Consider the following 24585-nt stretch of genomic DNA (forward strand, 5'->3'; position numbering starts at 1 on the left):
GAATTATGGGGGCGGTCAGGACTATATGCCCGTATTTCTGAAAAAGGATAGGAAAAACCCAAAATTATTGAACTCGTGTGATACCCATGAAAAATACCGATATTACCAGCCAGTACGAGGCGCTCGATGACCAGTATTATATGCCCGCTTTCTCGCGGGACATGGCGATTGTCCGTGGGAAAGGTTCCACAGTCTGGGATGGCAACGGAAAGGAATACATCGACTGCGTTGCCGGCATTGCCGTCTGCAGCACCGGGCACTGCAACCAGGCCGTAGTCAAAGCGATCTGCGAGCAGGCGCACCAGCTTATCCACTGCTCCAACCTTTATTATATCCCTCACCAGGGAGACCTCGCAAAAAAGATCGTGGAGATCACGGGACTGAAAAAGGCCTTCTTTGCGAACTCGGGAGCCGAGGCCAGCGATGGTGCCCTGAAACTCGCCCGGGTCAGGACAAAAAAGAAAAAATTTGTTGCCTTCACCCACGGGTTCCACGGCAGGACGATCGGATCGCTTGCGGTGACCCACAAACCGGCGGCCCGCGAGCCCTTCGAACCGTTGGGGCTCCCGACAACGTTCGTGGAGTACGGGAACACCGATGCCCTGAAAAAGGCAGTCGATGGCGACACTGCCGCAGTGATCGTCGAACCGATCCAGGGAGAGGCCGGCGTCATCATCCCCAAGGACAGCTTCCTCGAGGGCATACGCGAGACCTGCGACAGGACCGGCGCCCTCATGATCGTCGATGAAGTCCAGACGGGGATGGCCCGGACCGGGAAGTGGCTGGCGATCCAGCACACAAAGGTGGAGCCCGATATGGTGACGCTTGCAAAAGGGATCGCGAGCGGTTTTCCTATGGGTGCGCTCGTCGCCCGTGACGGGCTGGAGTTCACCAAAGGCGAGCACGGCAGTACCTTTGCCGGCGGGCCGCTTGCGTGTGCGGCAGGCCTTGCGACGATTGGCGTGCTGGAGCAGATCCTGCCGGACATCGCTCGCAAGGGGGAACTGTTCCGCACAGGACTTGCACGATATAATCCCCGTATACGCGGCCTGATGATTGGTATCACAGTCGGGGACAAATGCCCTGTTGTGCAGAGGGAATGTGCCGAAAACGGCGTGCTCGTGAACTGTGCGGCTGACGGGAACCTGCGGCTCGTCCCGCCGCTCGTGATCTCGGATGCCGAAATCGACCGTGCGGTGAAGGTGATCGATGGAGCGCTTGGTAAGGTCATGCTATAGGCAGGGCGGATATGTTTTTGCAAAGAAGGCGGGAGGTGGTGCACACTGTCCGGGCAACGGTCGCGTCGCACGGCTTGCGAGTAACGAGAACCCTGAGCCCCCGTCACCGGCAGCAGTAGCGGCAGCGCAGCAAGCGGTCTCTGAAGCGAACCGGTATCCCGATGAGCGGGTGGACGTGCTGGTATCTGCCCTCCGGGCGTATTACGGGGATTATTCCTTTGTGACCGGCGTCGGGATGGACGGGGTGATCGAGACCCTGATGAGGACACTGGTCGATCCCGGGGAGGCGGTGGCGATCTCGGCGCCCACCTTCTCTTTCTATGGTCTCGCTGCTCAGGCGCAGGGGGCGAAGGTTGTGCCCGTCCCGCGCCGCACTGATTTCTCTGTCGATACCGATGCGCTCGTGCGGGCAGGAAAAGATGCGAAGATTGTCGTGCTCTGCACGCCGAACAACCCGACCGGGAACGTGACACCTGTTGATGAGGTGCAGCGGGTGCTCGATGGGATCAGCGGGGTGCTCTTCCTCGACAATGCGTACGTCGAATTCTCGGGCATCGATTACCTGCCCCTGATGAGGAAATACGAGAATCTCGCGATCGGCCGGACGTTCTCGAAGGTGCACTCCCTTGCAGGCATCAGGATCGGGTACGGTTTTGTACCCGCGTGGCTCCAGCCGTTCTATTGCCGGGCCGGCACACCGTTCACAGTGAACTCGGTCTCGGCAGCGGCGGCAGCGGCGGCACTCCAGGATAAGGAGCACGCCGCCCGGTACATCGCGCAGGTTCAGGTGTGGCGGAAGCGTTTTGCCGCTGAACTGAAGTTCCCGGTGCTCCCCTCGGATGCCAACTTCGTGATGGTGGACGTGGCGCCGCACACCGGCGACGAAATCGTGGAGAAACTTGCCGCACGCCACGTGCTCGTGCGCTCGTGCAGAAGTTTTACTGGCCTAGCCGACCATTATATCCGTGTGAGTGTCGGAGAAGACTGGGAGAATGAGTTGTTTATCCGGGAGTTAAACGCCTTATGATGTGCGGCATCACCGGGACGCCGGGGACCGGGAAATCGACCGTGGCCGACGAACTGGCCCGCCGGGGGTACCGGGTGGTCCATATCACGGATATCGTGCAGCCCTACGTTCAGGGAAAAGACCCTGATCGGGACACACAGATCATCGATACCGACCGGATGGGAGACGAGTTCGTGCACTTTGACGGTTTTGTCGAGGGGCACTTTGCCCACCTGCTGCCTTGTGATAAGATCGTGGTGCTGCGTCTGCGGCCCGACACACTTGCCGCCCGGCTGAGCGCCCGTGGTTATTCAAAGGAAAAGATCAGGGAGAACCGGGACGCCGAAGCCCTTGACGTCTGCCTGATCGAGACCGTGGAGGAGTACGAGCCGGATGAGATCTTCGAACTGGACACGACCGGTAAAACCCCTGCTGCCTGCGCAGATGCGATCGAGCAGTTTTACCGGGGCGAGATCCCTGCCTCGTTCGGGACACTGGACTGGTCGGCATTTGCCGGGGTGTCATCATGACGCTCGACCAGTACCGCCCGCACGTGAAAGTATACTTCGACCCGCTCGTGCGGTTTGCCATCCGGTGCCGGATCACACCGAACATCCTGACGATCGCCGCCCTTGCGGCATCGGCCGCGGCCGGCATCCTCTTCTTTTTCCGGCTGGAGATCTGGGCGGTCCTGGCGGTTGCCGTAAATGCATTCTGCGATGCAATGGATGGTGCTGTCGCCCGGGAAATGAAGAACCAGAGCCTGCGGGGCGATTTCCTCGACCACGCCGTCGACCGGTACGCGGATATTTTCATAATCACCGGCATCTTCGCGAGCGGCCTTGTGCCCTGGCCGATCGGGGTGCTCGCGCTCACCGGTGTCCTGATGTCCTCGTACCTGGGCACGCAGGCGCAGGCCGTGGGTGTGGGACGGGTGTATGCCGGGGTGCTTGGCAGGGCCGACCGGCTCGTGTTGATCATGGTGGTCGGGATTCTCTTTATCTTCTTCCCCATGACCATTTACGGCCTGAACCTGCTCGGCTGGCTCCTCCTCCTCTTCGGGGTCTTCGGCCACGTCACCGCTTTCCAGCGGTTCGCCTACGTGTGGCGGAAGATGGAATAAGCCACCCTTTTTTGCGAGTCCTGAAAAATCGGCTCTTCGCTGTTTTGAAGAGCAAATCTGACCCTGGCAAACAAGTTGAGGGGGGCTGATGCCCCCAACCCCCTATTGCGATGGACTCCGCCGTCCCGAAGGGACGCCCCCGCGGCGGTTCAGTGACTACAGCCGGTGTCAAAACCGCCTTGCCCTGCCGTGCCCCGGAGGGGCCCTGAGGCGGGGAGCCCTTATAAAAGTTACTATTAAATAACTCCCCGTTGACTGCGAAAGAGCGGAGATTATAAATTTTTCATTATCACATTTGGCAATAATTTAGTATCACGGGCAGGCCCATTTTTCAAAATAAAATACCCGTTGCAACGCTCTTACTTGCCTTTCTTTCCGAGATCCCGGATATACGCGAGCGCCTCGATCGCGTCCTCCCTCTTCTGGTCAGCCGGGGAGGCAGCGGCAAAGGCGAGGAACCGCTCTTTTGTTGCGGCATCAAGGGCGTCACCTGCGACGGCCACAATCTTCGGGTAGGTGCGTTGTGGATAGAAAATCGCGTGGGCGGCAGCGAGGAGAGCCGCCTGCGCCGCCGGGGTAATGATGCCGGCCGCCTCTGCTTTTTTGAGCGTGCAGCGGATGTTGATGAGCGGCTCGGAGAGTGAATACCCCGAAACCGGGTCAAAGACAAGCGCCACTTCGTCGTCGGAGACAAGGGTGCCCTCTTTGTACATCCGGTAGATCTTCCCGATGCCAACCATCCCCAGCGTGTCCATCTCAGCGGCCCGGAGTGCCCCCATGCTGGATGCCCCGATTACTTTTATACCTTTTTTCACCGCAGCAAGGATCTCCCGGTGGGCGACAGCGCAGTCCTGGTGAAAGACGCCGTCGATGAGGCCGATGATATCCGCCTTGTCCGCGATCGCGTCGAGGATGTCGCCACGCTTTGCCGGCGGCCGGTACTCTGCGTCGAGGATCTTTTTTGCCGAGGGGAGATCAAGGCTTGGCCCGAGAAAGACGATGATTTTTGGCATGCTTTACCCTGTCACCCCGCCGTTCGGGGTCCATCGCATAGACTTCGAGGCCCGGGACTATAACCCGAACGACCGGCACGCCGATCTCCTCACGGGTCAAATCGACGACGATCACCCGATCGAGTCCCTGTTTTTTCAGGGCCCCGATGGCAAATTGGATATCTTTTGCAAAATCGTCACTGTCAAACGACCGGAGGGTCTGGTAATCAACCGTGCCGTTGTCCTTAAACCAGTACCCGTTGATCCGTTTAGCTCGGTCGTAACCCATCTTTTTCCTGAGCCCTGCGGTCGTCGTATCTTCGCGTGCGCCGTGGATCTGGGTGAGCCGGCTCTGCGCCACTTCGGTGAGCGCACGCATCGCGGCGATCCGTGTACTCGTGTGGGTGCCGATCCCGATGGTAAGCAGGGTGGGGTCTTTTAAGAGTACGTCGTCTGCCACCGCTGCCATGGTGGGGATGCCTATGTCGCTGGTGATGTCCCGCAGGGTAACCTCGACCTGTGCTTCGGCAAACTTCTCCTGCATCTCCGCAAGAACAGGATCGCTGACACCGGTTACCGCTGGGCCGGTGTCCCGGGTAGCCTCGACGAGCGACCACGCGTCCCGCTCTATCACTTCCGAGAGCGCGTGGAAGATGGCTTCCTCCAGTGTATTTCCTGAGGCGAGACCGTTGGTGGAGGTGCGGAAGATCTGCCGGAAGTTTCTCGGGAGCGGGTGGAAGACCGCCTGCGCCGGCACGAGCACCGGTTCGTTATTTGCGATATCCCAGCCCTCGACCCAGGGGAGCACGTGCCCGGTTTCCGTGTCGGCGGGGAGGATGAAGTCTTTGGGGTTGACGGCCGGCTCGCGGCCGTCCAGCATCTCGAAGGTGTCGAGCCTGATGTTCCGGTCATGGATTTCCGAGGAGTACCGTTCGATGCCTTCCATGATCGCCGAGATCCGCGATTCCTCGACGGTTGCCCCCTTGCCGTTGTAGACCGTGATCGCCCCGTCATCTGCGGTGGGACGGATGCAGGAGAAGACGGGGATGCCGATCCGGTCGAGATCGGTGATGTCGGCGACCCGGGTGATGCCTGCGGCCGGGACTTTCGGTTCGATGCGTGCGAGGGTTTCTGCGAGCGGCACTGCCCGCTGGGTCTCGTGGTTGTAGGTCTTCTTGCAGGAGGATATGTGCATGGGGTCACCGTGTGCTGCCGTGCGGACGAAACGGTTCTTTCAATGAGGTTTCACGTTATTGTGGTTTATACATGTTCATCTTTGGGCAAAAGGGGCGAAGGGACCGGGTTGAATATCGCCCCTGGGTATATTATCTACCCGCGGCAACGGTGGTATGAGCTATGGATTATACCTATATCATCCTGAAATTCCTCATCGGCGGGGGCGTCATTATCGGTGTGACATTTCTCTCCGAGCAGGCCAGCCCGAAGTACGGGGGTATCCTTGTGGCGGCCCCGATCATCACCTCGCTTGCAATCCTCTTTACCTGGTCCGAGGCCGGGCAGGCAACAACACGGCAGCTGGTCATGGGCGCATTCTGGTTTGCCATCCCAACCCTGCTCTTCCTCCTTGTGCTCTACCTCCTCATGGCACGCTACCCGCTCGTTCCCAGTTTTGGCGGGGCTCTGGGGATCTGGCTTGCGGCTGTCGTGGTAATGAACCGGGTGCTCGCCGGGATATGACGGCATGTTCCGGTGCCCCGGTCCCATGCGGCCGGAAGTCGTTCATAATGGGGGTTCCGGTTGATGCCGGGACTCTTTGCCTGCGCCCGCTCATCAGGGAGAACCGGATACTCGATCATGGAACAAGATTGAAAGAACAGAAAAGAAGTAAGAACGGGCCGGGTGGGAAGATTTCCCGGCGGGGGGCGAAGGTATGGTGAGAGCATCCGCCTTGCAGGGAATAAAACCGATAGTGTGTGCTGAGACCATCGTTATGAACAACGACAAAAATCGTCTGATTCTGTCATCTATCGTCAGTTAGGGTGACCTGTGAACCGGTACGCCCCATGGGGTACTGTGATCTCGAACCGTGCACCTTTGCCGGGATCTCCGGTCTCTTTGATGCCCATACCGGAATATTCGAGGATATCATGGACAAATTTCATGCAAAAACTTTCGGCTTTGATGATGTTTCCTTTAAACTGAGATGTTTTCCTCGTGAAAGGGATACCGGTACTATTGTCCTCATACACGAGCCGGAGACCTTCGGGAATTTCGGTGAAACTGATCCGGATTTCCGGTGCGGTTTTCCCGTTTTTCACGGTATTTTTAATGAGATAGGAAAACATCATCTCAAGTGTGGGATCACCGAACAGTTCCAGTGCATCCACATCAAGATCCATGCGTAGCGACCCGTTCTCCATCAGTGACAGGATGGAACGGATTGTCCCTGCTACATTCACCCACCGGGGGGGTTGCATACCGATCTTCTGGTAGTCCATCGTATAACGGAGCAGTTCATGAATCTGTTTAAGGATAGTTTCTTCCGCTTCGAAACACATTATGTCGTTCTCGTTTTTCACGCTCTTTTTTGAAAGTTCAACATACCCGCGGACACTGGTAATCTTATTCTCGATCTCATGCCATGCAATGCCATTCATGAGTTGGAGCTTTTGCTCGGAGAGTTTTAACGCACGTTCCAGCAGTTTCTGCTCGGTAAGATCTTCAATAGTTTCAACGGACCCGACGACATTTCCCGTGCTGTCCCTGACCGGCACTGCGGTAACATGCAGCCATTTTCCCCCGTTTCCCATATGGGGGAAGAAAACGGTAGCTTCGTACGCATTGTCAACACATGCTGACTCCTCACATGTGTCCTGGTACCAGAGCGTCAGGTCCCCGAATAATTCATCAGCCAGAAGATCTGCGAGACAGGGCCGCTTCACACCGTAGAACGCTTTACCGTGCTGTGACGTGCCGATCATCTCCTCTTCCTTTATCCCGGTCAATTGCTCCAGCGCCTTGTTCCAGGCAATGATACGGTGGTCCTGATCGATGAGAAACTGGGGAACCGAAGTCGTCCGGACAATTGTGCCCCAGATCGCAAGGATATCCTTTGACGGATCTGCGCGGGGTGATACGGGGTCACCACTTTTTCCTGTATCACTTTTTTTCGGTTTCGTTGTCGTCATCATACCATATCCTAAAATTCCCTTACCGGATCGCCGGGATCCCAGAACCTGTACTACCCTGTTTCAACCCTTGCCGGTATCTGCGAGGACAGGGGGATTGCATCGTGAATCATAACCGCTCAAGAATCCGTTTCGAATAAAATCCTTTGTGCCACATACTGAAAGAAAGACTGTATGAAAATTCTGACTACCGGATTTCTTGGAACGGTTTTCGCGATTCTCAATTCCTGCCCTGATGGAACACAATTAAGGGACGTGTGTGATTTATTGTGGAGGAGATTGCAATCCCTATTCGTAAATCACACACGATACCCAGTATCGGCAGGGTAGTAGTATATTATTACCCGTCTGTAAGATTTTAACAGCATTAAAAATTTTTACGCCATTATAACAAAAATGTTCGATGCAGTCCGGTTACAAAGGAAGCCCATCGCGCCGGACAGGTCTGATGCGAAGGATCATGTACTTCCCGGAGTCATGTTCGACTCAGGATTTTCGTACGCGTCAGGGAACTTTCCCGGATATGTTCATCAGGGATCAGCTAAAACACCGTCATCCCGCTTATGGGTAATGCTCACGGCCGGGGGCTGTCCCGCTTACCACTGCCTGCATCATGGTATGAGGATAGACGGGATAAACCGGATGCTGAATGAGACCTGGCAACCGGGTTTCTCGTGACCGGGAAAAAACAAAAACGTCTTCCCTGCTGTTGATGGAAAGTTACCCGGTGGTTCATTCAGGACCCAGAATCATCGCCGGGGGCCTCGGTTGGCGGGAGGGATTCCAGGAACGAGGACTTTCCGGACACTTCCCATAATCGTGGGGTACCCGATGCACTCCTTGCCGTCGCGAAGAACCAATAACGGGAATATAATGTCTAGACCGTGAGGTTATTCTTTACCTTATGACAATAATACAATCACAAGACCGGTGGAAATATGAGCGATCTTCTGAGTATCATCTCGGCATCAGATAAACGGCGGAACCTCCTGATTCTCCTGAGCAGCGGGCCAAAGGAATGGGACGAGATCAAACGGATTCTCAAGGTCACGTCGACAGGTATGCTTCCCCAGGTGAAGATTCTCGAAGAAGAACACCTGATAGAACGAGATGGCAAAAACTTCTCTCTTACGCCGATGGGAAGGATCCTTTCCACCCACATGGTACCCCTTATCAGGACCATGGATATTTTTGATAAGAACAAAAAATACTGGCACGACCATAATATCGATGTGTTACCCGATGAAATCCTTCTTGATATCAGGGATCTTGGCGATTACCGGATCATTGAAAATTCAGATGAAGAGATTTTCGATATAAACACCTTCCTCAACAATATCGCCCAGTCAAAAACCATAAAAGGTATCTCCCATACCGTTCATCCGCGGTACCCGAATTTTTTCCTGGATCTTGCAACAAAAGGCGTCGAAGCGTCATTAATTCTGACACCCGGGGTATTTAAAATAATAAAAGAAAAATATCCAGATATCCTCGAGAAGGGGCTGAAATTAAAGACATCGAGCGTCTATGTATCGAAACAAGATATCAAATTCTCTTTTACGGTAACTGATTCGTTTTTTTCGTTATCCTTGTTTTATAACAATGGAGTATTTGATTCCAAGAATGATGTGATCAGTCGTGATCCCTCTGCTCTCGCGTGGGGTGAGCGCATCTTCTCGTACTTCCTGAAGCAGTCGGAAAAAGTAGAGACCGTTGATTAACCGGGAATACATGCCCGGAGTGCCAGGGAAAAGACATATTCCCAGCTGATAACCAACTCCCTCAGTTTCCGGTAGTAAATCTGGGATTTGTGTTCAAATGATGAAGAATACACCATCAGGAATGCGATGGTGAGGGCCAGGCCAAACAACAATACAATCCATTCATCGCCAATAATCCCGGCAAACAATGCGTACAGCATGACGCCATGCAGTCCCAGCAGTATCAGGATCAGGACTTTTTTTGTTACTTTTTCCCCGAGGCAGGCGGGCAGGGTCCGGATACCGGCAGCTGCATCCCCTTCGACATCCTTGAAATCATTCACGCATGACGTGACAAATATTTTCATTGCAAAGAACAGGAAAATGATCCCAACAGTCACAACACTATTGCACCACCGGCTTACGATGAGGGCAATCGTTCCTCCCCACGTAATGCCAATAACGATATTCTTTACACCCACACTTCCTTTGAGTTTGAGGGTGTACGACCCGATCCGGATACCATGGGTATAGAGATACCCCACAACGAAGGGAAAAAACGGTGCGAAATAAATTCCATCCCGTGCAAGGAGGAACGCTCCGATGAGAAAGGACAGGACACATGCGATAAGGCCGGTTTTTTTATCCGCCCCGCATAATTCACTTTTATTTATCTGGTCTTCCTTACATTCGAGTGCACGGTCGAGAGTATACGTTGAGTATATGATCAATGCACCTGCGCAATATTCCGGTATGCTGACAGCGAGACCGGCGAGAAGGAAGGCGATGTGCAGCCGGAGTCCTCCCGAGATTGCGACAACCGTTGATGAGTTCAGAAGTCGCAGGGTTGGTTTACTGAAGAGTGTCACATCATAAAAAATTTTACCCTGATATTTTATTACAACCTCATCATAATTTTTAGCGACGTTAAAATTATTTTTATTTGCAGTATAAATACATCGGGATACCAAAGGGGGGATGGCCTGACTACCCGGGTCCAGACTACGTTCTCACCGAGCATCCGGGTCGCGGGGATCCCCATTACCGGGGTCGTCCGCTCCTGAAAATGCTGCCGGACGTGTACCTGGCATGCACGCCCGTGACCATACCGGTAGTTCCCGATTACCCGAGATGTTCCAGCCGCCGGCACGCCTCGTGGAGCGTCTCGTCTTTTTTGGAGAAGGTGAACCGGAGTTTCGTTGCTCCCCCGTCATGGCAGAACGAACTGCCCGGGACTGCCGCCACTCCTACCGTCTCGATCAGGTGGCGGGCAAATGCCACGTCGGTCATGCCGAACCCGGAGATATCGGTGAAGATATAATATGCACCCTGAGGGAGCCGGCAGTCAAAGCCCGCCGTTGCAAGGCCCTCATACAGGATTTTCCGCCGGCGGTCATAGTCCCGGGCCAGCTCACGATAATACGACGCCGGCAGGCTGAGGGCAGCGACCGCCGCATGCTGGAGCGGGGCTGGTGCACCGACCGTGAGAAAATCGTGGATCTTCCGGATGCGTCCCGAGAGCCCGGCATCCGCGAGGGCGTAGCCCACCCGCCAGCCGGTCACGGAATAGGTCTTCGAGAGGCTGCCGATGGTGACGGTGCGGTCCTCCATGCCGGGAAGCGACCCCATCGAGACATGCCGGTTCCCGTCGTAGAGGATGTGCTCGTAGATCTCGTCGGTGATCGCGATCACGTCATGCTCTCTACAGAGATCGGCGATGAACCGAAGCTCGTCCCGGGAGAAGACTTTACCGGTCGGGTTGTTGGGCGTGTTGATGATGATCGCCCGTGTCCTGTCCGTGAACGCGGCCTTCCACGCCTCCTCATCGATAGTTGCCCCGTCGCCCAGCGGGACGTACCGCGGGACAGCGCCCGAGATGACCGCATCGGGCCCGTAGTTCTCGTAAAAGGGTTCGGGCACGATCACCTCGTCTCCCGGGCTGATCAGGGCAAGCATTGAGGCCATCATCGCCTCGGTCGACCCGCAGGTAACCGTGATTTCCGTCTCCGGGTTGAAGGCCATCCCGTTGTACGCCTTTGCTTTCCGGGCGATGGCCTCACGGAAGTCCTGCGCCCCCCACGTGATCGCGTACTGGTTGAAATCGTCATTGAGGGCGGCGCAGGCAGCGGCCTTGAGTTCCGGCGGGCAGGGAAAGTCGGGAAAGCCCTGTGCGAGGTTGATCGCATTGTGGGCGAGCGCGTGCCGGGTCATCTCCCGGATCACGGATTCGGAAAAGAAATCGGCCCGCGAGGAGTGGGAGGAGAGAGACGTGCCGGACATCGGTTTTTTGGGCAGCATAACCGGATCTGGTCGGGTAGTGGGCATCAGGTACACGTTGGTTTCCGGAGAAATAAGGTATCATGTCATGTCACGGGAGTTGTCCGCCATGAGGGAACTACGGCGAACATGTCGGATGCTGTGCCGCCCCGGGAATAAAACGCGGGACCGATATCACGTGTGCCATCGCTTTAAGAAAATGATCATCTGGTGCACAAGCTTCCCGAAATTAAAAAAATGGAATTACTCTTTCTTTCCTTTCAGGAGTACAAACGCCCCGCAGCATCCCACACCGGCAAGGGCGATAAAGGGAGAAAGCCCGGCCTTTGTAGGCTGGGCGGTAGCGGAGGTCGTCGTTGTTGTGGTACCGGGGATGAGCGTCCCGGATACCTGCGTATAGCTGCCGCCGACAACGTTTACGGTCGATGTCCAGTCCTGGTACCCGGCCTGGCGCAGCATGAGCGTATGGTTCCCTGCAGGGATGTCGGCAAGGACCATCGGAGTGATTCCCTTGTAGGTGTTATCGAGATAGACACCCGCCCCTGCAGGGATAGAGCCTATGCTGATCTGCCCGGTGGTATCAGGAGTCGGGCCGGCGGTCACGGGCACCATGGTTGCCCAGATATCGTTGATGATGCCGGCCTGGACAACGGCAGTTTCGGTATGGGTCTGGTAATCCGGCATGGAGAGACTGACCGTGTAGGTTCCCGGCGCCAGCTGGGTGACATACACGGGGTCATTCGTATAGGTCGTCCCTTTGTAATTACTGTTCACGTAGACCGCCGCTCCCGGGGGGGTCGACTGGATCTGGAGATCGCCATAGCCGGACGACTGGGTGTACGGCGTCATCACGGGACTGTCGACAAACGTCTGGCCGGCGGTTATCGTTACCTGTTCCTTATAATCGTAATAACCGGGCTTCTGGAGGAGAAGGGCGTGGGTTCCCGGGGAAAGCGTGATCGTCTGCTCACCGTTTCCATAGTAATTCGTATCGAGGTAAATATCCGCCCCGGACGGGTAGAGTTCCAGCCATCCGTACTGGGGCGGGTTCGGTACCAGGTTTGCGTTGATCACGGTCGTTCCCGGGCTGCCGACATTGTTGTAACTGCTCCAGGTCTGGTACCCGTCCAGCGAGACGGTTATGGTGTGCCAGGTGTTGGGCGAAAAGGTGTAGCTGTCTCCTGAAGAATACCCGCAGTGATCGTCGAAACATACCGAGGCCCCCGTGGGGGTGGTATACACAAGGAACTGAGCAGTGCTGTCTGCTGCGACCGGTGCAGCACCGGCGGCGAGGCAGACCAGAATGACCCCGATAACGAGCAGGAATCGTTGGTTCAGGTGGAGAATAACCATACTGGGTATTCTGCGGTAGGTAATAAAAGAGTATGATATGAGTTTTTGTTTACGGGGGCCTGCGGGGCAGCCTCGGGCATCCCTGCCGGGTGCGTTACAACACGAGGGTGGCAACCGCGAGTACCGGAAGCATCGTCATCAGTGCCAGGTGAGGGGCATACAGGGGGACCTCATTTGGATCATGCACGACCCCCCCCCCATCAGCACATGCCATTTTTGAGCCTCGATAATCTTTATTTTAACATCGTAAAATGCCACGAAAAATAAGCCCGGGATCCCAAAATCATGAGGGGGGTCATGCCCTGTTTGGGACACCGGCCCGGGCCATGCAAATTCCGCGATCCCGGGTCCGCCAGCTCAGCATACTTTGGTCCTGATTTTCCCTGTAAATTTCCGCATTGGACATATTTTGAACCGGACGGAAAAAGGGGGATCGATATGCTCCCGTAATGGCCGGATCCATTCCCAAAACCATGGGGGGTCATGCCATTTCTGGTGTGACCCCCCCCTCATTTTGCCCCGCAAAAGGTGCAGTTTTCAGAGATGAGCCGGGTGCTCCGGGCGCTCCGGAAAAGTGACCGGAAACTATGTAATACAACCAGCCGTTTATCTGTTATCGCAAAAGGCGGCAGGGAACAAAACGGCCCCCCCGCTCCATGAAAAACCCGTGCTGATTACCGTGGCCGCATTCAACCAGAAGACAGAGAAGAGAAGCGCCGTCCTTTACCTCCCCACGCCTTTTCCCGACATCAGCGTGTTTACTGCGCTCGTCCAGTCCGTCATTATGAAAAACCCGTTCGGGTGCACTCCTTACATGACCGGCCGCAAAAATCACCCGCCGGTCGAGAAAATCCGGGAGATGTATACCGCGAAGTTCGTGTACATCGGTGCCGGCCGCCTCCAGACAGGCTCGGGCTCTGAGATCTACGATACTCTCGAAGGGTACGAGGACGGGATCGCTGCCGTTGTCTCGAACACCGCAAATGCACTGGCGCACCGCGGGAAGGCAAAACACGCCCCCGCTGCCGACCTGTTCTCCGTGACCCTCCAGTGCCACGACCCGGACGATACGCTCTGGTTTTTCAGTGTCGCCCGCGACCGGATCACAATCTCCGCCTATAAGGACGACGCAGCCAAGAAACGGGTCGAGGCATGGGCTAAAACGGTTCCGGCACTGCAATAAGAGGTTTGCCCTCCTTAAAAGTTCCCGCCAACCGATGCACTGATCACCCGGGAATGCCTACCAAGAGTACCTATGAAGATCCTGTTCTGCGGTGAGGCTTTCCCCGAGGCCCGCACGAGGCTCGCCGCACTCCTGCCGGACGATGAGATCCTCGCATTCCCCCCCGACAAACTTGGCGCCCATGTCGCAGAGGCCGACGTGGTCGTGCCGCTCGTCAGCCGGGTGGACGAGGCGTTCATCCGGCAGGGCACGTTCGGTCTTGTCCAGCAGTACGGGGTCGGGCTCGAGACCGTGGATATCGAAGCTGCGACCAGGAATGGTGTCATGGTCGCACGCATCCCGAGCGAAGAGTCCGGCAATGCCGCATCGGTCGCCGAGCACGCGGTCCTCCTCATGCTCATGCTCTCCCGGAGATGGAACGAGATCGTACGCACGCAAAAACAGGGTGTTCAGGCCACGTGGGGGTCGCCGCCCGGCCAGGCACTGCCCGGAAAAACCGTCTGCATCGTCGGCCTTGGCGGGGTAGGAAGGGAACTGGCCCGGCGGCTCGCCGGGTTCGGGGCCAGGATCATCACGGTGGACGATCACCCCGGCCGGACCGTCCCCGGTGTGGAGATCGCCCGTTCCTTCTCCCTTGCCGGGCTCCATGAAGCGCTCGCGGAAGCCGATTATGTCGCGCTCTGTATCAACTACACCCCGGATCGGTTCCGCCTCATCGGCGCAAAGGAGATTGCCGCCATGAAGAACGGGGTATTTATCGTCAACGTCGCGAGAGGTGGCCTGCTCGACCCGGACGCCCTGCTCTCCTCCCTGAAAAGCGGGCATATCGCAGGTGCCGGTCTCGATGTCTTCTGGGAAGAACCCGTAGACATGACCCACCCGGTCTTTCGCGAGAACGTGATTGCCACCCCCCATATTGCCGGTGTGACCGATGTATCCTACGAAGGCATCGCCCGGGCGTTCGCGGAGAATATCAGGAGATACAAAGCCGGTGAGACGCCGCTGTACCTTGCCAATGCACCCGCTCGGCTGCGAACAGCGGGACCGGGCCTGACGGAAGCGTGACGGGTTAAACCCCGGGAACCCGGATCTTTTTTTGTGGAGATGACCATGCCAGAAACTATCGACAGGACAACCCCGGCGGATTTTGCCTACGCCCACCGGGGAGTTATCCTGCTCATCGTGCTCGTCGGCCAGTTCATGGCGGTGATCGACAACAACATCGTCGCCATCGCGCTTCCCACCATTACCCGCGCCTTCCACGTCCCTCTCGGGCAGTCCCAGTGGATCGCGACCGCTTATATCATCACGATCATCGCGACCGTCCTCATCTTCGGTACGCTCTCTTCCACGCTGGGGAAGTCCCGGCTCTTTATCACAGGGCTCCTCCTCTTTGTCGCAAGCTCTTTTGCCTGCGGGCTTGCCGGCTCCCTTCCCCTCCTCGTCGCCGCCCGGGTCGTGCAGGGTATCGGGGCGGCAATGCTCCTCTCCATTTCCATGGCGATCATCATGCAGGTCTTCCCTCCCCACGAACGGGGGATGGCCATGGGATACGTGACGGCGACGATCGGCCTTGGCCTCATCATCGGGCCCGCCCTCGGGGGGATCCTCGTCGATACGTTCGGCTGGCCGTTTATCTTCTTTGTCAATGTCCCGATCGGCCTTGTCCTGCTGGTCCCCGCGCTTCATTACCTCAGGCTGGACGATGCCGGGGGTGGCACCTCACGGCTCGACTGGGGCGGCATCGTGCTGCTCATTGTGCTGATGGCCGGTATGGCCCTGGCCTTAAACGAGCTCTCGAACCCGCCGGTCAACGAGGCCCTTTTTACCGGGTACGCGGGTTTCTGCCTCGCCGCGCTTGCGATGTTTGTGGCAAGGGAACGCACCGCGGCACACCCGCTTATCGATCTCTCTCTCGTCGGGAACCGCAGTTTTGTGCTCCCGGGCGCGAGCCTTGTCCTGTATATCACTGCGACCTTCATCCTCCTCCTCATCCTGCCATTCTATTTCGAAGGGGTGATGGGGTGGAGGCCGACCCAGGTAGGCCTGATGGCGTTTGTCATGCCGGTCGCCATGATTGCCAGTGCCCCGGCCTCCGGCCGGGCATACGACCGGTTCCCCTCGAAGAATTACCCGGCGGCCGGTGTCGCGGGGATGGGGTTTTCCTTCCTTCTCTGCGGGTACGGGTTTGCCACGGCAGACGTCGCAGTCATCGTCGTATCGCTTGTCCTTGCTGGTCTCTGCCGGTCGGTCTTCCAGGGCCCGAACGCGATCGATATCATGGGCGCCCTCCCGCAGGATAAGGCAGGGATCGCCTCAAGCATCCTGGTCACCCTGCAGGACTTCGGGATCATGCTGGGCATATCTGCCGGTACAATCCTCCTCGTATTCCAGCTCGACAGCATCGGGTATGCGGGTGCCATCCTCGATGCCGGGCCTGCGATCCTTCCGGCCATCTTCGGGAACGCGATGTATGCCGGCGGGGTCATCTGCTTTGCGGCGGCAGCGCTTACCTACAGGAGATAGGGTCTAATGGATAGGATCCGCCTCTCCGGGCGAATGGACAAATCCATATCCTTTCACATTCCCAGAGTAACGTATGCCATCTCCCATGGTCGGACGGAAGTTCGGTGTCGGCACGATCCCTACGCCCGACCCCGCGAACGTGAAAGGCACCCGGGTGGTCGGGATCTCCGGATCGAGCCGGCAGGAGCCGGGAATGTCCAAGTCCGAGCGTCTGCTCATTGACGCGCTCGACCGGTGCAAAAATCTCGGGTGCGAGACGAAATTCATCAGGCTTAAAGACCTGAAGATCTACGACTGCGAGGGTAACTACTCGGAGAACCCTGCATACTGTACCTATCCCTGCCAGTCGACGATGAAGTACGAGGATGACGAGATGGATACCATCTATACTGCGGTGCTTGACTGCGACGTCCTCTTCCTTGCGACCCCCATCCGGTGGAACAACCACTCGGCGCTCGTCCAGAAGTTTGTCGAGCGGATGAACTGCATCGAGAACCAGTACTCGTGGTTCGGCAACCGGATGATCAAAAACAAGGTCGTGGGGCTCATCATTATCGGGCATGTGGACGGGATGCAGCACGTGGCCGGGAACCTGCTCAACTTCTTTGCCTGGCTGGGCTTCCACAGCCCCGAGGTCTCGATCGCTTCCTGGGTCGGTGAAAACGATGAGGACACAACGAAGGACTGGGCACAGATGCAGAAAAACCAGTACACGCAGGCAGACCTCACCGACATGGTGAACAGCTCGCTGCGTCTTTCCGGCAACCTCAGGAAGGGGAGCTGACCGGCCATCTGTTAAAAAGCCGGAAAAGCATTCATACCCCCGCACCTTACCCGGGTATGGACAAAAACGGAATCAGGGAGTATACTCATGCTGTACAGGAAATTTCCCCGGGCACCCATGGATCTTTCGATCCTCGGGTTCGGGTGCATGCGTCTGCCGGTGTTTGAGAACCGGCAGGTTGACGAGCCACGGGCAACAGAGATGATCCGGTACGCGATCGACCATGGGGTCAACTATGTCGATACCGCGTACCCGTACCATGACGGGCAGAGCGAGCCGGTCGTCGGGAGGGCGCTCTCGGGGGGCTACCGGGAGAAGGTGTGGCTCGCGACCAAGCTCCCGAGCTGGCTTATCGCAAAAAAGGAGGATATGGACCGGTATCTCGACGAACAGCTCGAACGCCTCGCTACCGACCATATCGACTTTTACCTCGTCCACGGGCTCAACCAGGACTCGTGGGAGAATACTGCCCGGCTGGGCGTCCTCGAATTCCTCGACGAGGCAGTCGCTGACGGCCGGATCCGGTACCCCGCCTTCTCGTTCCATGACAGCGTGCCGATCTTTAAGGAGATCGTCGATGCGTACGACTGGACGTTTGCCCAGATCCAGTACAACTTCATGGACGAGCAGTACCAGGCGGGTACAGAGGGGCTTTTGTACGCGGCGGAACGGGGCGTCGGCATCGTCGTGATGGAGCCGCTCCGGGGCGGGCTCCTGGCAAAGGACGCGCCCGGGATCCGGGAGATTTTTGCAGCTGCCCCGGCCCGGCGCACCCCGGCAGAGTGGGGCCTCTGCTGGGTCTGGAACCATCCCGAAGTCACCGTCGTCCTCTCCGGTATGTCGACCATGGAGCAGGTCAGAGAGAACATCGCATACGCACAGGAGGGGCTGCCCGGATCGCTCTCCCGTGAGGACCTCGCGGTCGTCGGAAAAGTCAGGGACGAGTTTGCCTCGCGGGTAAAGATCCCCTGCACCGGGTGCAAATACTGCATGCCCTGCCCGAATGGCGTGAACATCCCCGGGTGCTTCGAATTCTACAACCAGGCGCATATCTACGACGCAAAGGAGCAGTCGGGCGGGATCTATGCCTGGGCCCTCGGCGGAATATTCGGCGGCATCCCGGCATTTGCATCTGTCTGCGTGGAGTGCGGTGAGTGCGAGGCAAAATGCCCGCAGGGCCTCCCGATACAGAAGTACCTCAAAGACGTTGCGGCGTATTTCGGGAAATAAAAACGGCGGTGCAACTCTATCAGTACCTCCTGCTCACCCTCGCAGGGAGCCCTGCCGGCAGATCCTTTTTTTCACGTGGCGAAAGCCACATTCCCCGGATGTTCCTTCTTACCTTGTCGGATGAAACCGGGATGTTTCAGGACTGGTAACGTTTCTGAAGGATAATATAGATGATCGCACTATGGTTCCCTTATAGGCACTTCCCTGGGGAGTGCCATGGAGTGATGACGTATGCAGGAGATCGTAAAAAAGATGATCACCGAGGCGATGGCTGCCCAGCACGCCGATGTGAACCAGATAAAAAAGAAGCGCGGACAAAAATTTGTCATTGACGACACGAAAGCCTACGTCGATGCCGTAAAGGGGATGAAACCGGCAGGCGCCCAGAGCAAGGCAGTCTTTGCCCTGCACAAGGACTCGGTCAACGCCCACTATACCATCCTCAAAAACCTCACCACCACCATCCGGCCCGAGGACGACCCCTATGTCGAGCACTACCAGACGCCGGTCATCATGGAGATCCTCTATGACGAAGACCCGGCCTTTAAAAAGAGCGTGGACGCGTTTGTGAAAGCGGTCGGGAAGGCCGAGGCCCTGATAGGAAAGGAGTCGGCCCGGCGCTACGCGGGGTTCTACGGCCCGACCTGTGTCGTGGACTTTGCCCTCATCCCGGGCAGCAGCAGCAACATCGTCAACCGGATCTTAAAGACAACAAAGATCCCGGTCGCCCACAAGCAGGCGATCCTTGCAGCAAAATCGTGGGGCATGAACACCTCTTACGGGATCGGGGATGTCTTTGCCCATGCAGTCGAAGGCGGGGCGACCCTTGCCGATGCAGTCAAAAAAGAGGTCGCCATGATCCAGTCCATCTACGAGACGCCGGTCAAGGCCCAGGCAAAACTCATGGACAGCGTGGGCCAGTCCTCGTTTGACTGCCGGAAGTACATGAAGGACTACCGCACGAAGATGACGGGGGCGGTCAAGGCCGCGATGGATGACGGCGTCCACTACGGGAACATCGTCACCGTGCCTGCCTACTGCGTCGGCGATATCGCGCACCACATTGCCCAGTCCACGTACAACATGTGCAAGGACGACGTGATCATGGCGGTCATCGAGGCAGTGACCGAAGTGATGGACAAGACCCTCAGGGCAGCGGCACCGAAGATCAAAAGCGAGAACGAGGTGCTCTCGCTCGCGACCGGGTCTTCCGCGAGTGCAGCGGAATACCTGCTGGAACTCGACGGGTTCAATGCGATCATGGTCGTGGATATGCTCACCAAGAGGTACCACAACTACGTCCAGTTATATCCGAAACGCGGGGCGGCCATCGAACTGCACAACTGCGATTTCATGGACATGGTGTACCGGGGCTGGAAACTGGTCGACAAGGCCCGCCGGATGCAGGCCGGGACCCCCGGGGCCCTTACGCCGAAGGTCGGCGGATTTGACGTGGATCTTTCGCCAATCCTCAAGAACGAAGTGATCGCAAACCCGCAGCGGTACGCGTACCCGGCCTGTGCCATGACCGTGAGGTTCTCGGCGATGATGCGGCTGGCCGACTACCCGTGCCTCTTAACGAGCGAACCGGTCACTGCGACGCTGATGACAAACATCATCGCGCTGAACAAAACGGTCGCCGCTGCCCCGGCACGGATCTGCAAGGACTGTGCCTCTGCCGCACTCATGGACTTCCGGCACTGCTCCTGCCAGTGGAAGGACGCGGTCTAGAGGAACGCCGGGACCTGATCGCTGGTGAACACGATGAAGTGCTACGTGTGTGCAAAAGAGGGAAAGGACAGTGATGCGGTTGCCGTCTGCACGGTCTGCGGCATGGGAACCTGCATGAAGCATACGATCCGAAAAGAAGTCGATGTCTGGGAGGGGGGATACCCGCTCCCGTCACGCAAGCTGCCAAAGAAGATGCCGCGGATGCTCTGCCCGGACTGCAGTGCCGCATACGGAGAGGGTAAGTGATGGCGTCGCTTCCCTCCCGCTGCCTCGCGGAGGGTGTCGGCACGCTTCTCCTCGTCTATTTCGGCACAGGAGCGGCGGTGATCACGCTGCTCCTTGCAGCCGGAACCAAACCCGCAACCGCATTTAACGTCGGGATCGGGCAACTGGGGGGCCTTGGAGACTGGCTTGCGATCGGCCTCGTGTTCGGGATTGTCGTTGCAGCCGTCATATACGCGCTCGGCCGGGTGTCGGGTGCGCATATCAACCCGTCCGTGACCATTGCCCTCTGGGCGACAAAGCGGTTCCCGTCTGTGGATACGGCCGCCTACGTGGTCTCGCAGTGCATCGGTGCCGCGGCAGGAAGTCTCCTCCTGTTCCTGACCCTCGGGGCAGAAGCAGTCACGGTCGGGGGGCTCGGGGCGACCGCACCGTTCCCAGGGATCGGGTACGGGCAGGCGGTCCTTGTCGAGGCAATCGCGACCTTTGTCCTGATGCTCGTTATCATGGGTGTCGCAGTGGACCCGCGGGCCACGCCGGGATTTGCCGGCCTTATGATCGGGCTTACCGTGGCCGGTATGATCACGATGGCCGGCAATATCACCGGTTCCTCCATCAACCCGGCACGGACGTTCGGGCCGTATCTTATGGATGGCCTTCTTGGCGGTGCAAATCTCTGGGCGTACTACCCGATCTATGTCATCGGCCCCATATGCGGGGCAGTGGCCGCAGCGTTCTTCTACGACAGGATTGCGGCAGCGTAATCTGCTGAATACGTAACGGGGAAGGTCCCCACGGCCCGCTGCCTGCCGCTATTATGGGACAAGCAGCGCCCCGGCCGGCAACGGTACCTGTAAAAAGTGCGGTTCTGCATTATCACTGAGTCCCGATATCAGGATGTCTTCAGGATAACGGGAAAAAAGTATTGAAGGGGGTGGATTGTCCCGTTTATGACGTCTGCCTGGCAGTTGAATTCCGCGAGTGCCACTGCGGCCGGGTGGTGTTGCCAGAGGTCGCCGGGTGCGCTTCGAAATACGACTTGAGCCACGCGTTTACCGTTGCCGTGTCATTGTTCTGTATAGCGGTCTGCACCGCACTTACGTCAACTCCCTTGTTCTGGAGCTGGGTGATGAATGACTGGAGATGCGCCTGCCGTGCGGTAGCATTGACCGTAAAGCCGGTCCCTCTCTGCATGCGGGTGGTGTTGCCAAAGGTCGCCGGGTGCGTTTCAAAGTACGATTTGAACCACGCGTTTACTGCCGCTGTGTCATTGTTCTGGATTGCGGTCTGCACCGCACTTACGTCAACTCCCTTGTTCTGGAGCTGGGTGATGAATGACTGGAGATGCGCCTGCCGTGCGGTAGCATTGACCGTAAAGCCGGTCCCTCTCTGCATGCGGGTGGTATTGCCAGAGGTCGCCGGGTGCGCTTCAAAGTACGACGTGAGCCACGCGTTTACCGTCGCCGTGTCGTTGTTCTGGATCGCGGTCTGAACCGCGCTTATATCAACACCCTGGCTCTGCAGCCGGGTGATGAGCGATTCTGTCATTGTATTCTGCCGGGTGCTGTTAGAGGCAAAATGATGCCCCGCCCCGTGGCCGTGCATCGCGGTAACGTTGCCGGATGGCGACGACACCGCCGATGCGCTGACAGGGCTTATCCCGAATCCCAGGATAACAAGGGCAAACAGAAGTACTGCGATGCTTCCTGCCAGGGTTTGTGGTGCTTTCATAGGGTAATTCTCCTTGGTTGCGTGAAGATGTGGCCTGTTCGTGCAACATCTTGTATAGTTTATTTTACATTTTGTAATATAAACGTTCTGATCCCGGAGGAAATGGAGGGACACACTACAAAAACAGCGGTATCATGGTCTCCCCGGGCGGGAACGGGTGCAAAGGCAGTTGCCGATATGACGGGAGACCAGGCAGGGATTTAAAACAGCTTACCTTTTTCCCTCTCTTCTTTTTGCATGCCCCTTGTGCCCGGGTTCATCCGGCACCCGGGATTTCCGGCCATACGGGCAGATATACAGGCACATCCCGCAGACGCCGATGCCCCGGGCTTTCTCCAGCCCGCGGAAATACCGGTCGCAGGCCGCTGCATCGAAGCGGGCCTCCCGTGGCTCGTCCTCGCGGAATGCCCGGCCGGTGATGGCCTTTTCCGGGCATACGTCGGTGCACTGGGTGCATTTGCCGCACCGCTGCTCCATGGGGCTGCCGGTCGGTTCAAGCGGGGCGTCGGTGAGCACCGTCACCCACCGCACCCTGGGGCCGTGGTCAGGGGTGACGAGGAGACAGCTTTTGCCGATCCAGCCAAGGCCGGCGAGATGCGCGGCCAGTTTATGGGAAACTGCCCCTGCGATCTTTTCGTCGCTGGCCCGTTTTGAGGACGGCACGGGAAGTGCCCGGCAGCCGGCCCGCTGGAGGGTATTTGCCGCCGCGAGCGCGATCTGGTCGAGAGTCAGGTTCACCACATCGTAACTGTTGTGCCGGTACAGCATTGCCGCGGCGAAATCCTCCCTGTCGGGCAGGAGGTCCACCAGCGGGTCGAGAAGTGCGATGCCGACCGAGACCGCCCGGGGGTACCGGGCGATCTGCTCCCCACCCTGCGCAAGGATGAATGCATGCGCAGGTGCAAGGTCGGCGATACCGAAATAGTCCGCCCCGCGCGAGAGTGCGCAGGATTTGAGATCTTCGAAAAGACTCATCCAGATTCCCGATCCTCCTGTTACCTGTCCGGGAACGTGAGGTTAACGGTGGGGTTGCACGGCCGCTGCGGAATGCCACCCCCCTCCAAAGAGGTATATCTGTATACCCGGCCCTGTAGATATCTGAGGAAAAGATATGGCAAAAAACACGATGGAACTCTTCGAGGATGAAGCTCCCGAGGTCGCGGCAGCGTTCAACAACCTGATCATGGCGGTCGTGAAACGGCCGGCGCTCGACGCGAAAACCAAGCAGCTGATCTACATCGCGATGAAAGCGGCGATGGGGGATGACTCTGCGGTAAAAGCCCACATCCCCATGGCAAAAGCGGCAGGGGGCGACCCGTGAAGAGGTTATCGATGCGATCCTCATGACGGTAACGGTCTCGGGGATCCGGGGCATTGCCCACTGCCTGCCGGACGCGGTAGAGCAGTTTGGGGAATAGGGATTTTTAAACAGGAGATACAGTTAAATTTTGAAACACGGTTAAAAAATTGGGCTCTTGAAAAAATTAAATTTTCACAGAGTCTTAAGTGACAGAAATTGCAACTTGCGCATATTGGTTACTAGTGGTGTCCAGAGCTTCTATAGTGTATGAACCCCATCCTCCGGGAAAAATATCATTAATACTGAATGTATTCGACCAAGTATTATCAGATTGAACAGGTATTCCGTAATGAATTATTACCCATTTCGATTGTGATTCTGGTGTTTGTGCTAGGATCTCAATATTCCGTCCGGCAGTATCAGTCCCTGAAACAGTTACCATATCGGGATGTTGCAAGTTCGTACTTCCTACCATTGTGACAGTTCCTTTTTGAGCAGTGAAAGTAGTGTAATCATATGTGTTCTGTTGAGCATCAACCACCACTACTTGATAGGAACCCGGTTGAAGGGAATAAACGGTCGACCATTGATATGACCAGATATTTGATTGACAAGGACCAGCAGCAAGTAATTCACCATTAGATGATAATCCGGGACCAGCTACAGATAGACCAATAGTATTGCCTTGGATACATGTTCCTGAAAATGATATTGGCTGACCGATAATAATCGAATCCTTATTAGCTTCGATAGTCACTTTTCCATCTCTTTGTGGAGGTTGAGTAGTGCTAATAGACACTGGCGCTGTGTAACTAGGTGCAGGTGTTGTTGGGATTGGTGTAATAACAAGCGCAGGTTGGTTATTTGCAGTTTTCAAGCCTCCAATCATTCCAAAAATAAATGCTAAAAAAAGTGCTCTGTAGAAAACCTTCACCCGGAGAAATTGTAGAAATCTGTGAATGTTACAGACGATCATTTTGTTAGCGATTTCTTTCGTCTGAATCAGGAATCTTCGAGATTTGAGATCACCGCTGAACTTT

24 protein-coding genes are annotated in these 24585 nt (G+C 56.8%); 15 read left to right on the top strand and 9 right to left on the bottom strand.

Translation table 11 applies throughout. The features are described 5' to 3' along the window. Nucleotides 1-86: 86 nt before the first annotated feature. From ACLQMU_RS05555 to ACLQMU_RS05570, 4 genes are read left to right on the top strand one after another with little or no spacing between them, the layout of a single operon-like run. Nucleotides 87-1238, top strand: coding sequence for an aspartate aminotransferase family protein (locus tag ACLQMU_RS05555; protein WP_424039244.1), 1152 nt, complete (start codon nt 87-89; stop codon nt 1236-1238). Beyond that, a complete protein-coding gene (locus ACLQMU_RS05560; protein WP_422148471.1) occupies nt 1210-2265 on the top strand; it encodes a pyridoxal phosphate-dependent aminotransferase in 1056 nt (351 codons plus the stop codon). The genes ACLQMU_RS05555 and ACLQMU_RS05560 overlap by 29 nt, the downstream gene beginning before the upstream one ends. Then, complete coding sequence (locus ACLQMU_RS05565; RefSeq protein ID WP_422148472.1) at nt 2262-2774, top strand: adenylate kinase family protein; 513 nt, start codon at nt 2262-2264, stop codon at nt 2772-2774. The genes ACLQMU_RS05560 and ACLQMU_RS05565 overlap by 4 nt, the downstream gene beginning before the upstream one ends. Continuing rightward, complete coding sequence (locus tag ACLQMU_RS05570) at nt 2771-3367, top strand: CDP-alcohol phosphatidyltransferase family protein (protein ID WP_422148473.1); 597 nt, start codon at nt 2771-2773, stop codon at nt 3365-3367. The genes ACLQMU_RS05565 and ACLQMU_RS05570 overlap by 4 nt, the downstream gene beginning before the upstream one ends. Before the next feature lie 359 nt (nt 3368-3726). Here ACLQMU_RS05570 and ACLQMU_RS05575 read toward each other — a convergent pair whose 3' ends face one another. Continuing rightward, nucleotides 3727-4380, bottom strand: coding sequence for a TfuA-related McrA-glycine thioamidation protein (locus ACLQMU_RS05575; protein ID WP_422148474.1), 654 nt, complete (start codon nt 4378-4380; stop codon nt 3727-3729). Continuing rightward, nucleotides 4343-5554: a YcaO-related McrA-glycine thioamidation protein gene (locus ACLQMU_RS05580; RefSeq protein ID WP_422148475.1), complete on the bottom strand. Its 1212-nt coding sequence runs from the start codon at nt 5552-5554 to the stop codon at nt 4343-4345. Before ACLQMU_RS05580 ends, ACLQMU_RS05575 begins: the two co-directional genes overlap by 38 nt. Before the next feature lie 161 nt (nt 5555-5715). Between ACLQMU_RS05580 and ACLQMU_RS05585 the strand changes: the two genes are divergently transcribed. Next, a complete protein-coding gene (locus ACLQMU_RS05585; RefSeq protein ID WP_422148476.1) occupies nt 5716-6057 on the top strand; it encodes a hypothetical protein in 342 nt (113 codons plus the stop codon). A gap of 293 nt (nt 6058-6350) precedes the next feature. On the opposite strand, the gene ACLQMU_RS05590 is transcribed toward ACLQMU_RS05585, so the two are convergent. Further along, nucleotides 6351-7511: a PAS domain S-box protein gene (locus tag ACLQMU_RS05590; RefSeq protein WP_422148477.1), complete on the bottom strand. Its 1161-nt coding sequence runs from the start codon at nt 7509-7511 to the stop codon at nt 6351-6353. A 935-nt stretch (nt 7512-8446) separates the two neighbouring features. On the opposite strand from ACLQMU_RS05590, the gene ACLQMU_RS05595 reads away from it, so the two are divergent. After that, on the top strand, nt 8447-9229 hold the full coding sequence (locus ACLQMU_RS05595) for a helix-turn-helix transcriptional regulator (RefSeq protein WP_422148478.1): 783 nt from the start codon (nt 8447-8449) through the stop codon (nt 9227-9229). Here the strand turns inward: ACLQMU_RS05595 and ACLQMU_RS05600 are convergent. The 3 genes from ACLQMU_RS05600 to ACLQMU_RS05610 form a co-directional block, all read right to left on the bottom strand. Then, nucleotides 9226-10179, bottom strand: coding sequence for a UbiA family prenyltransferase (locus tag ACLQMU_RS05600; RefSeq protein ID WP_422148479.1), 954 nt, complete (start codon nt 10177-10179; stop codon nt 9226-9228). The genes ACLQMU_RS05595 and ACLQMU_RS05600 overlap by 4 nt on opposite strands. Before the next feature lie 151 nt (nt 10180-10330). Then, nucleotides 10331-11533 (bottom strand): pyridoxal phosphate-dependent aminotransferase, encoded by a 1203-nt coding sequence (locus ACLQMU_RS05605; RefSeq protein ID WP_422148480.1) that lies wholly within the window; start codon nt 11531-11533, stop codon nt 10331-10333. A 195-nt stretch (nt 11534-11728) separates the two neighbouring features. After that, nucleotides 11729-12838, bottom strand: coding sequence for a PEGA domain-containing protein (locus ACLQMU_RS05610; RefSeq protein WP_422148481.1), 1110 nt, complete (start codon nt 12836-12838; stop codon nt 11729-11731). A 667-nt stretch (nt 12839-13505) separates the two neighbouring features. Between ACLQMU_RS05610 and ACLQMU_RS05615 the strand changes: the two genes are divergently transcribed. The 8 genes from ACLQMU_RS05615 (at nt 13506) to ACLQMU_RS05650 (ending at nt 21278) form a co-directional block, all read left to right on the top strand. Continuing rightward, nucleotides 13506-14021 carry a hypothetical protein gene (locus ACLQMU_RS05615; RefSeq protein WP_422148483.1) on the top strand — a complete coding sequence of 172 codons (516 nt, stop codon included), beginning with the start codon at nt 13506-13508 and terminating at the stop codon, nt 14019-14021. Nucleotides 14022-14093: 72 nt separating this feature from the next. Next, a complete protein-coding gene (locus tag ACLQMU_RS05620) occupies nt 14094-15086 on the top strand; it encodes a 2-hydroxyacid dehydrogenase (protein ID WP_422148484.1) in 993 nt (330 codons plus the stop codon). A gap of 45 nt (nt 15087-15131) precedes the next feature. Continuing rightward, entirely contained in the window at nt 15132-16547 is a 1416-nt protein-coding gene (locus ACLQMU_RS05625) for an MFS transporter (RefSeq protein WP_424039552.1), read from the top strand. Between the two features lie 73 nt (nt 16548-16620). Continuing rightward, a complete protein-coding gene (locus ACLQMU_RS05630; protein WP_422148486.1) occupies nt 16621-17331 on the top strand; it encodes a flavodoxin family protein in 711 nt (236 codons plus the stop codon). An 87-nt stretch (nt 17332-17418) separates the two neighbouring features. Then, on the top strand, nt 17419-18561 hold the full coding sequence (locus tag ACLQMU_RS05635; protein WP_443673599.1) for an aldo/keto reductase: 1143 nt from the start codon (nt 17419-17421) through the stop codon (nt 18559-18561). Between the two features lie 231 nt (nt 18562-18792). Further along, nucleotides 18793-20292 (top strand): DUF2193 domain-containing protein, encoded by a 1500-nt coding sequence (locus ACLQMU_RS05640; protein WP_422148488.1) that lies wholly within the window; start codon nt 18793-18795, stop codon nt 20290-20292. 33 nt (nt 20293-20325) lie between these two features. After that, nucleotides 20326-20538, top strand: coding sequence for a DUF2180 family protein (locus tag ACLQMU_RS05645; protein ID WP_422148489.1), 213 nt, complete (start codon nt 20326-20328; stop codon nt 20536-20538). Continuing rightward, complete coding sequence (locus tag ACLQMU_RS05650) at nt 20538-21278, top strand: MIP/aquaporin family protein (RefSeq protein WP_422148490.1); 741 nt, start codon at nt 20538-20540, stop codon at nt 21276-21278. Before ACLQMU_RS05645 ends, ACLQMU_RS05650 begins: the two co-directional genes overlap by 1 nt. Nucleotides 21279-21462: 184 nt before the next feature. Here the strand turns inward: ACLQMU_RS05650 and ACLQMU_RS05655 are convergent, their stop codons facing one another. Further along, on the bottom strand, nt 21463-22245 hold the full coding sequence (locus tag ACLQMU_RS05655; RefSeq protein WP_424039535.1) for a hypothetical protein: 783 nt from the start codon (nt 22243-22245) through the stop codon (nt 21463-21465). A 210-nt stretch (nt 22246-22455) separates the two neighbouring features. Then, the gene (locus tag ACLQMU_RS05660; protein ID WP_422148492.1) at nt 22456-23220 is read right to left on the bottom strand and encodes a 4Fe-4S double cluster binding domain-containing protein; all 765 of its coding nucleotides are present in this window, start codon (nt 23218-23220) and stop codon (nt 22456-22458) included. Nucleotides 23221-23356: 136 nt separating this feature from the next. On the opposite strand from ACLQMU_RS05660, the gene ACLQMU_RS05665 reads away from it, so the two are divergent. Then, complete coding sequence (locus ACLQMU_RS05665; protein WP_424039533.1) at nt 23357-23566, top strand: carboxymuconolactone decarboxylase family protein; 210 nt, start codon at nt 23357-23359, stop codon at nt 23564-23566. 181 nt (nt 23567-23747) lie between these two features. Here ACLQMU_RS05665 and ACLQMU_RS05670 read toward each other — a convergent pair. Next, nucleotides 23748-24585 (bottom strand): hypothetical protein (locus tag ACLQMU_RS05670; RefSeq protein WP_424039531.1); only part of this gene is annotated, 838 nt, incomplete at its 5' end.

The organism is Methanoregula sp., assembly GCF_052325125.1.
Classification (GTDB): domain Archaea; phylum Halobacteriota; class Methanomicrobia; order Methanomicrobiales; family Methanospirillaceae; genus Methanoregula.

Bases quoted from the DNA above. Each gene is read 5' to 3' on its own strand.
- ACLQMU_RS05585 (WP_422148476.1), top strand. From the start codon at position 5,716: ATGGATTATACCTATATCATCCTGAAATTCCTCATCGGCGGGGGCGTC.
- ACLQMU_RS05565 (WP_422148472.1), top strand. From the start codon at position 2,262: ATGATGTGCGGCATCACCGGGACGCCGGGGACCGGGAAATCGACCGTG.
- ACLQMU_RS05625 (WP_424039552.1), top strand. From the start codon at position 15,132: ATGCCAGAAACTATCGACAGGACAACCCCGGCGGATTTTGCCTACGCC.
- ACLQMU_RS05580 (WP_422148475.1), bottom strand. From the start codon at position 5,554: ATGCACATATCCTCCTGCAAGAAGACCTACAACCACGAGACCCAGCGG.
- ACLQMU_RS05635 (WP_443673599.1), top strand. From the start codon at position 17,419: ATGCTGTACAGGAAATTTCCCCGGGCACCCATGGATCTTTCGATCCTC.
- ACLQMU_RS05610 (WP_422148481.1), bottom strand. From the start codon at position 12,838: ATGGTTATTCTCCACCTGAACCAACGATTCCTGCTCGTTATCGGGGTC.
- ACLQMU_RS05590 (WP_422148477.1), bottom strand. From the start codon at position 7,511: ATGATGACGACAACGAAACCGAAAAAAAGTGATACAGGAAAAAGTGGT.
- ACLQMU_RS05560 (WP_422148471.1), top strand. From the start codon at position 1,210: ATGGAGCGCTTGGTAAGGTCATGCTATAGGCAGGGCGGATATGTTTTT.
- ACLQMU_RS05650 (WP_422148490.1), top strand. From the start codon at position 20,538: ATGGCGTCGCTTCCCTCCCGCTGCCTCGCGGAGGGTGTCGGCACGCTT.
- ACLQMU_RS05595 (WP_422148478.1), top strand. From the start codon at position 8,447: ATGAGCGATCTTCTGAGTATCATCTCGGCATCAGATAAACGGCGGAAC.
- ACLQMU_RS05605 (WP_422148480.1), bottom strand. From the start codon at position 11,533: ATGCCCACTACCCGACCAGATCCGGTTATGCTGCCCAAAAAACCGATG.
- ACLQMU_RS05655 (WP_424039535.1), bottom strand. From the start codon at position 22,245: ATGAAAGCACCACAAACCCTGGCAGGAAGCATCGCAGTACTTCTGTTT.
- ACLQMU_RS05645 (WP_422148489.1), top strand. From the start codon at position 20,326: ATGAAGTGCTACGTGTGTGCAAAAGAGGGAAAGGACAGTGATGCGGTT.
- ACLQMU_RS05555 (WP_424039244.1), top strand. From the start codon at position 87: ATGAAAAATACCGATATTACCAGCCAGTACGAGGCGCTCGATGACCAG.
- ACLQMU_RS05660 (WP_422148492.1), bottom strand. From the start codon at position 23,220: ATGAGTCTTTTCGAAGATCTCAAATCCTGCGCACTCTCGCGCGGGGCG.
- ACLQMU_RS05665 (WP_424039533.1), top strand. From the start codon at position 23,357: ATGGCAAAAAACACGATGGAACTCTTCGAGGATGAAGCTCCCGAGGTC.
- ACLQMU_RS05630 (WP_422148486.1), top strand. From the start codon at position 16,621: ATGCCATCTCCCATGGTCGGACGGAAGTTCGGTGTCGGCACGATCCCT.
- ACLQMU_RS05620 (WP_422148484.1), top strand. From the start codon at position 14,094: ATGAAGATCCTGTTCTGCGGTGAGGCTTTCCCCGAGGCCCGCACGAGG.
- ACLQMU_RS05640 (WP_422148488.1), top strand. From the start codon at position 18,793: ATGCAGGAGATCGTAAAAAAGATGATCACCGAGGCGATGGCTGCCCAG.
- ACLQMU_RS05575 (WP_422148474.1), bottom strand. From the start codon at position 4,380: ATGCCAAAAATCATCGTCTTTCTCGGGCCAAGCCTTGATCTCCCCTCG.
- ACLQMU_RS05570 (WP_422148473.1), top strand. From the start codon at position 2,771: ATGACGCTCGACCAGTACCGCCCGCACGTGAAAGTATACTTCGACCCG.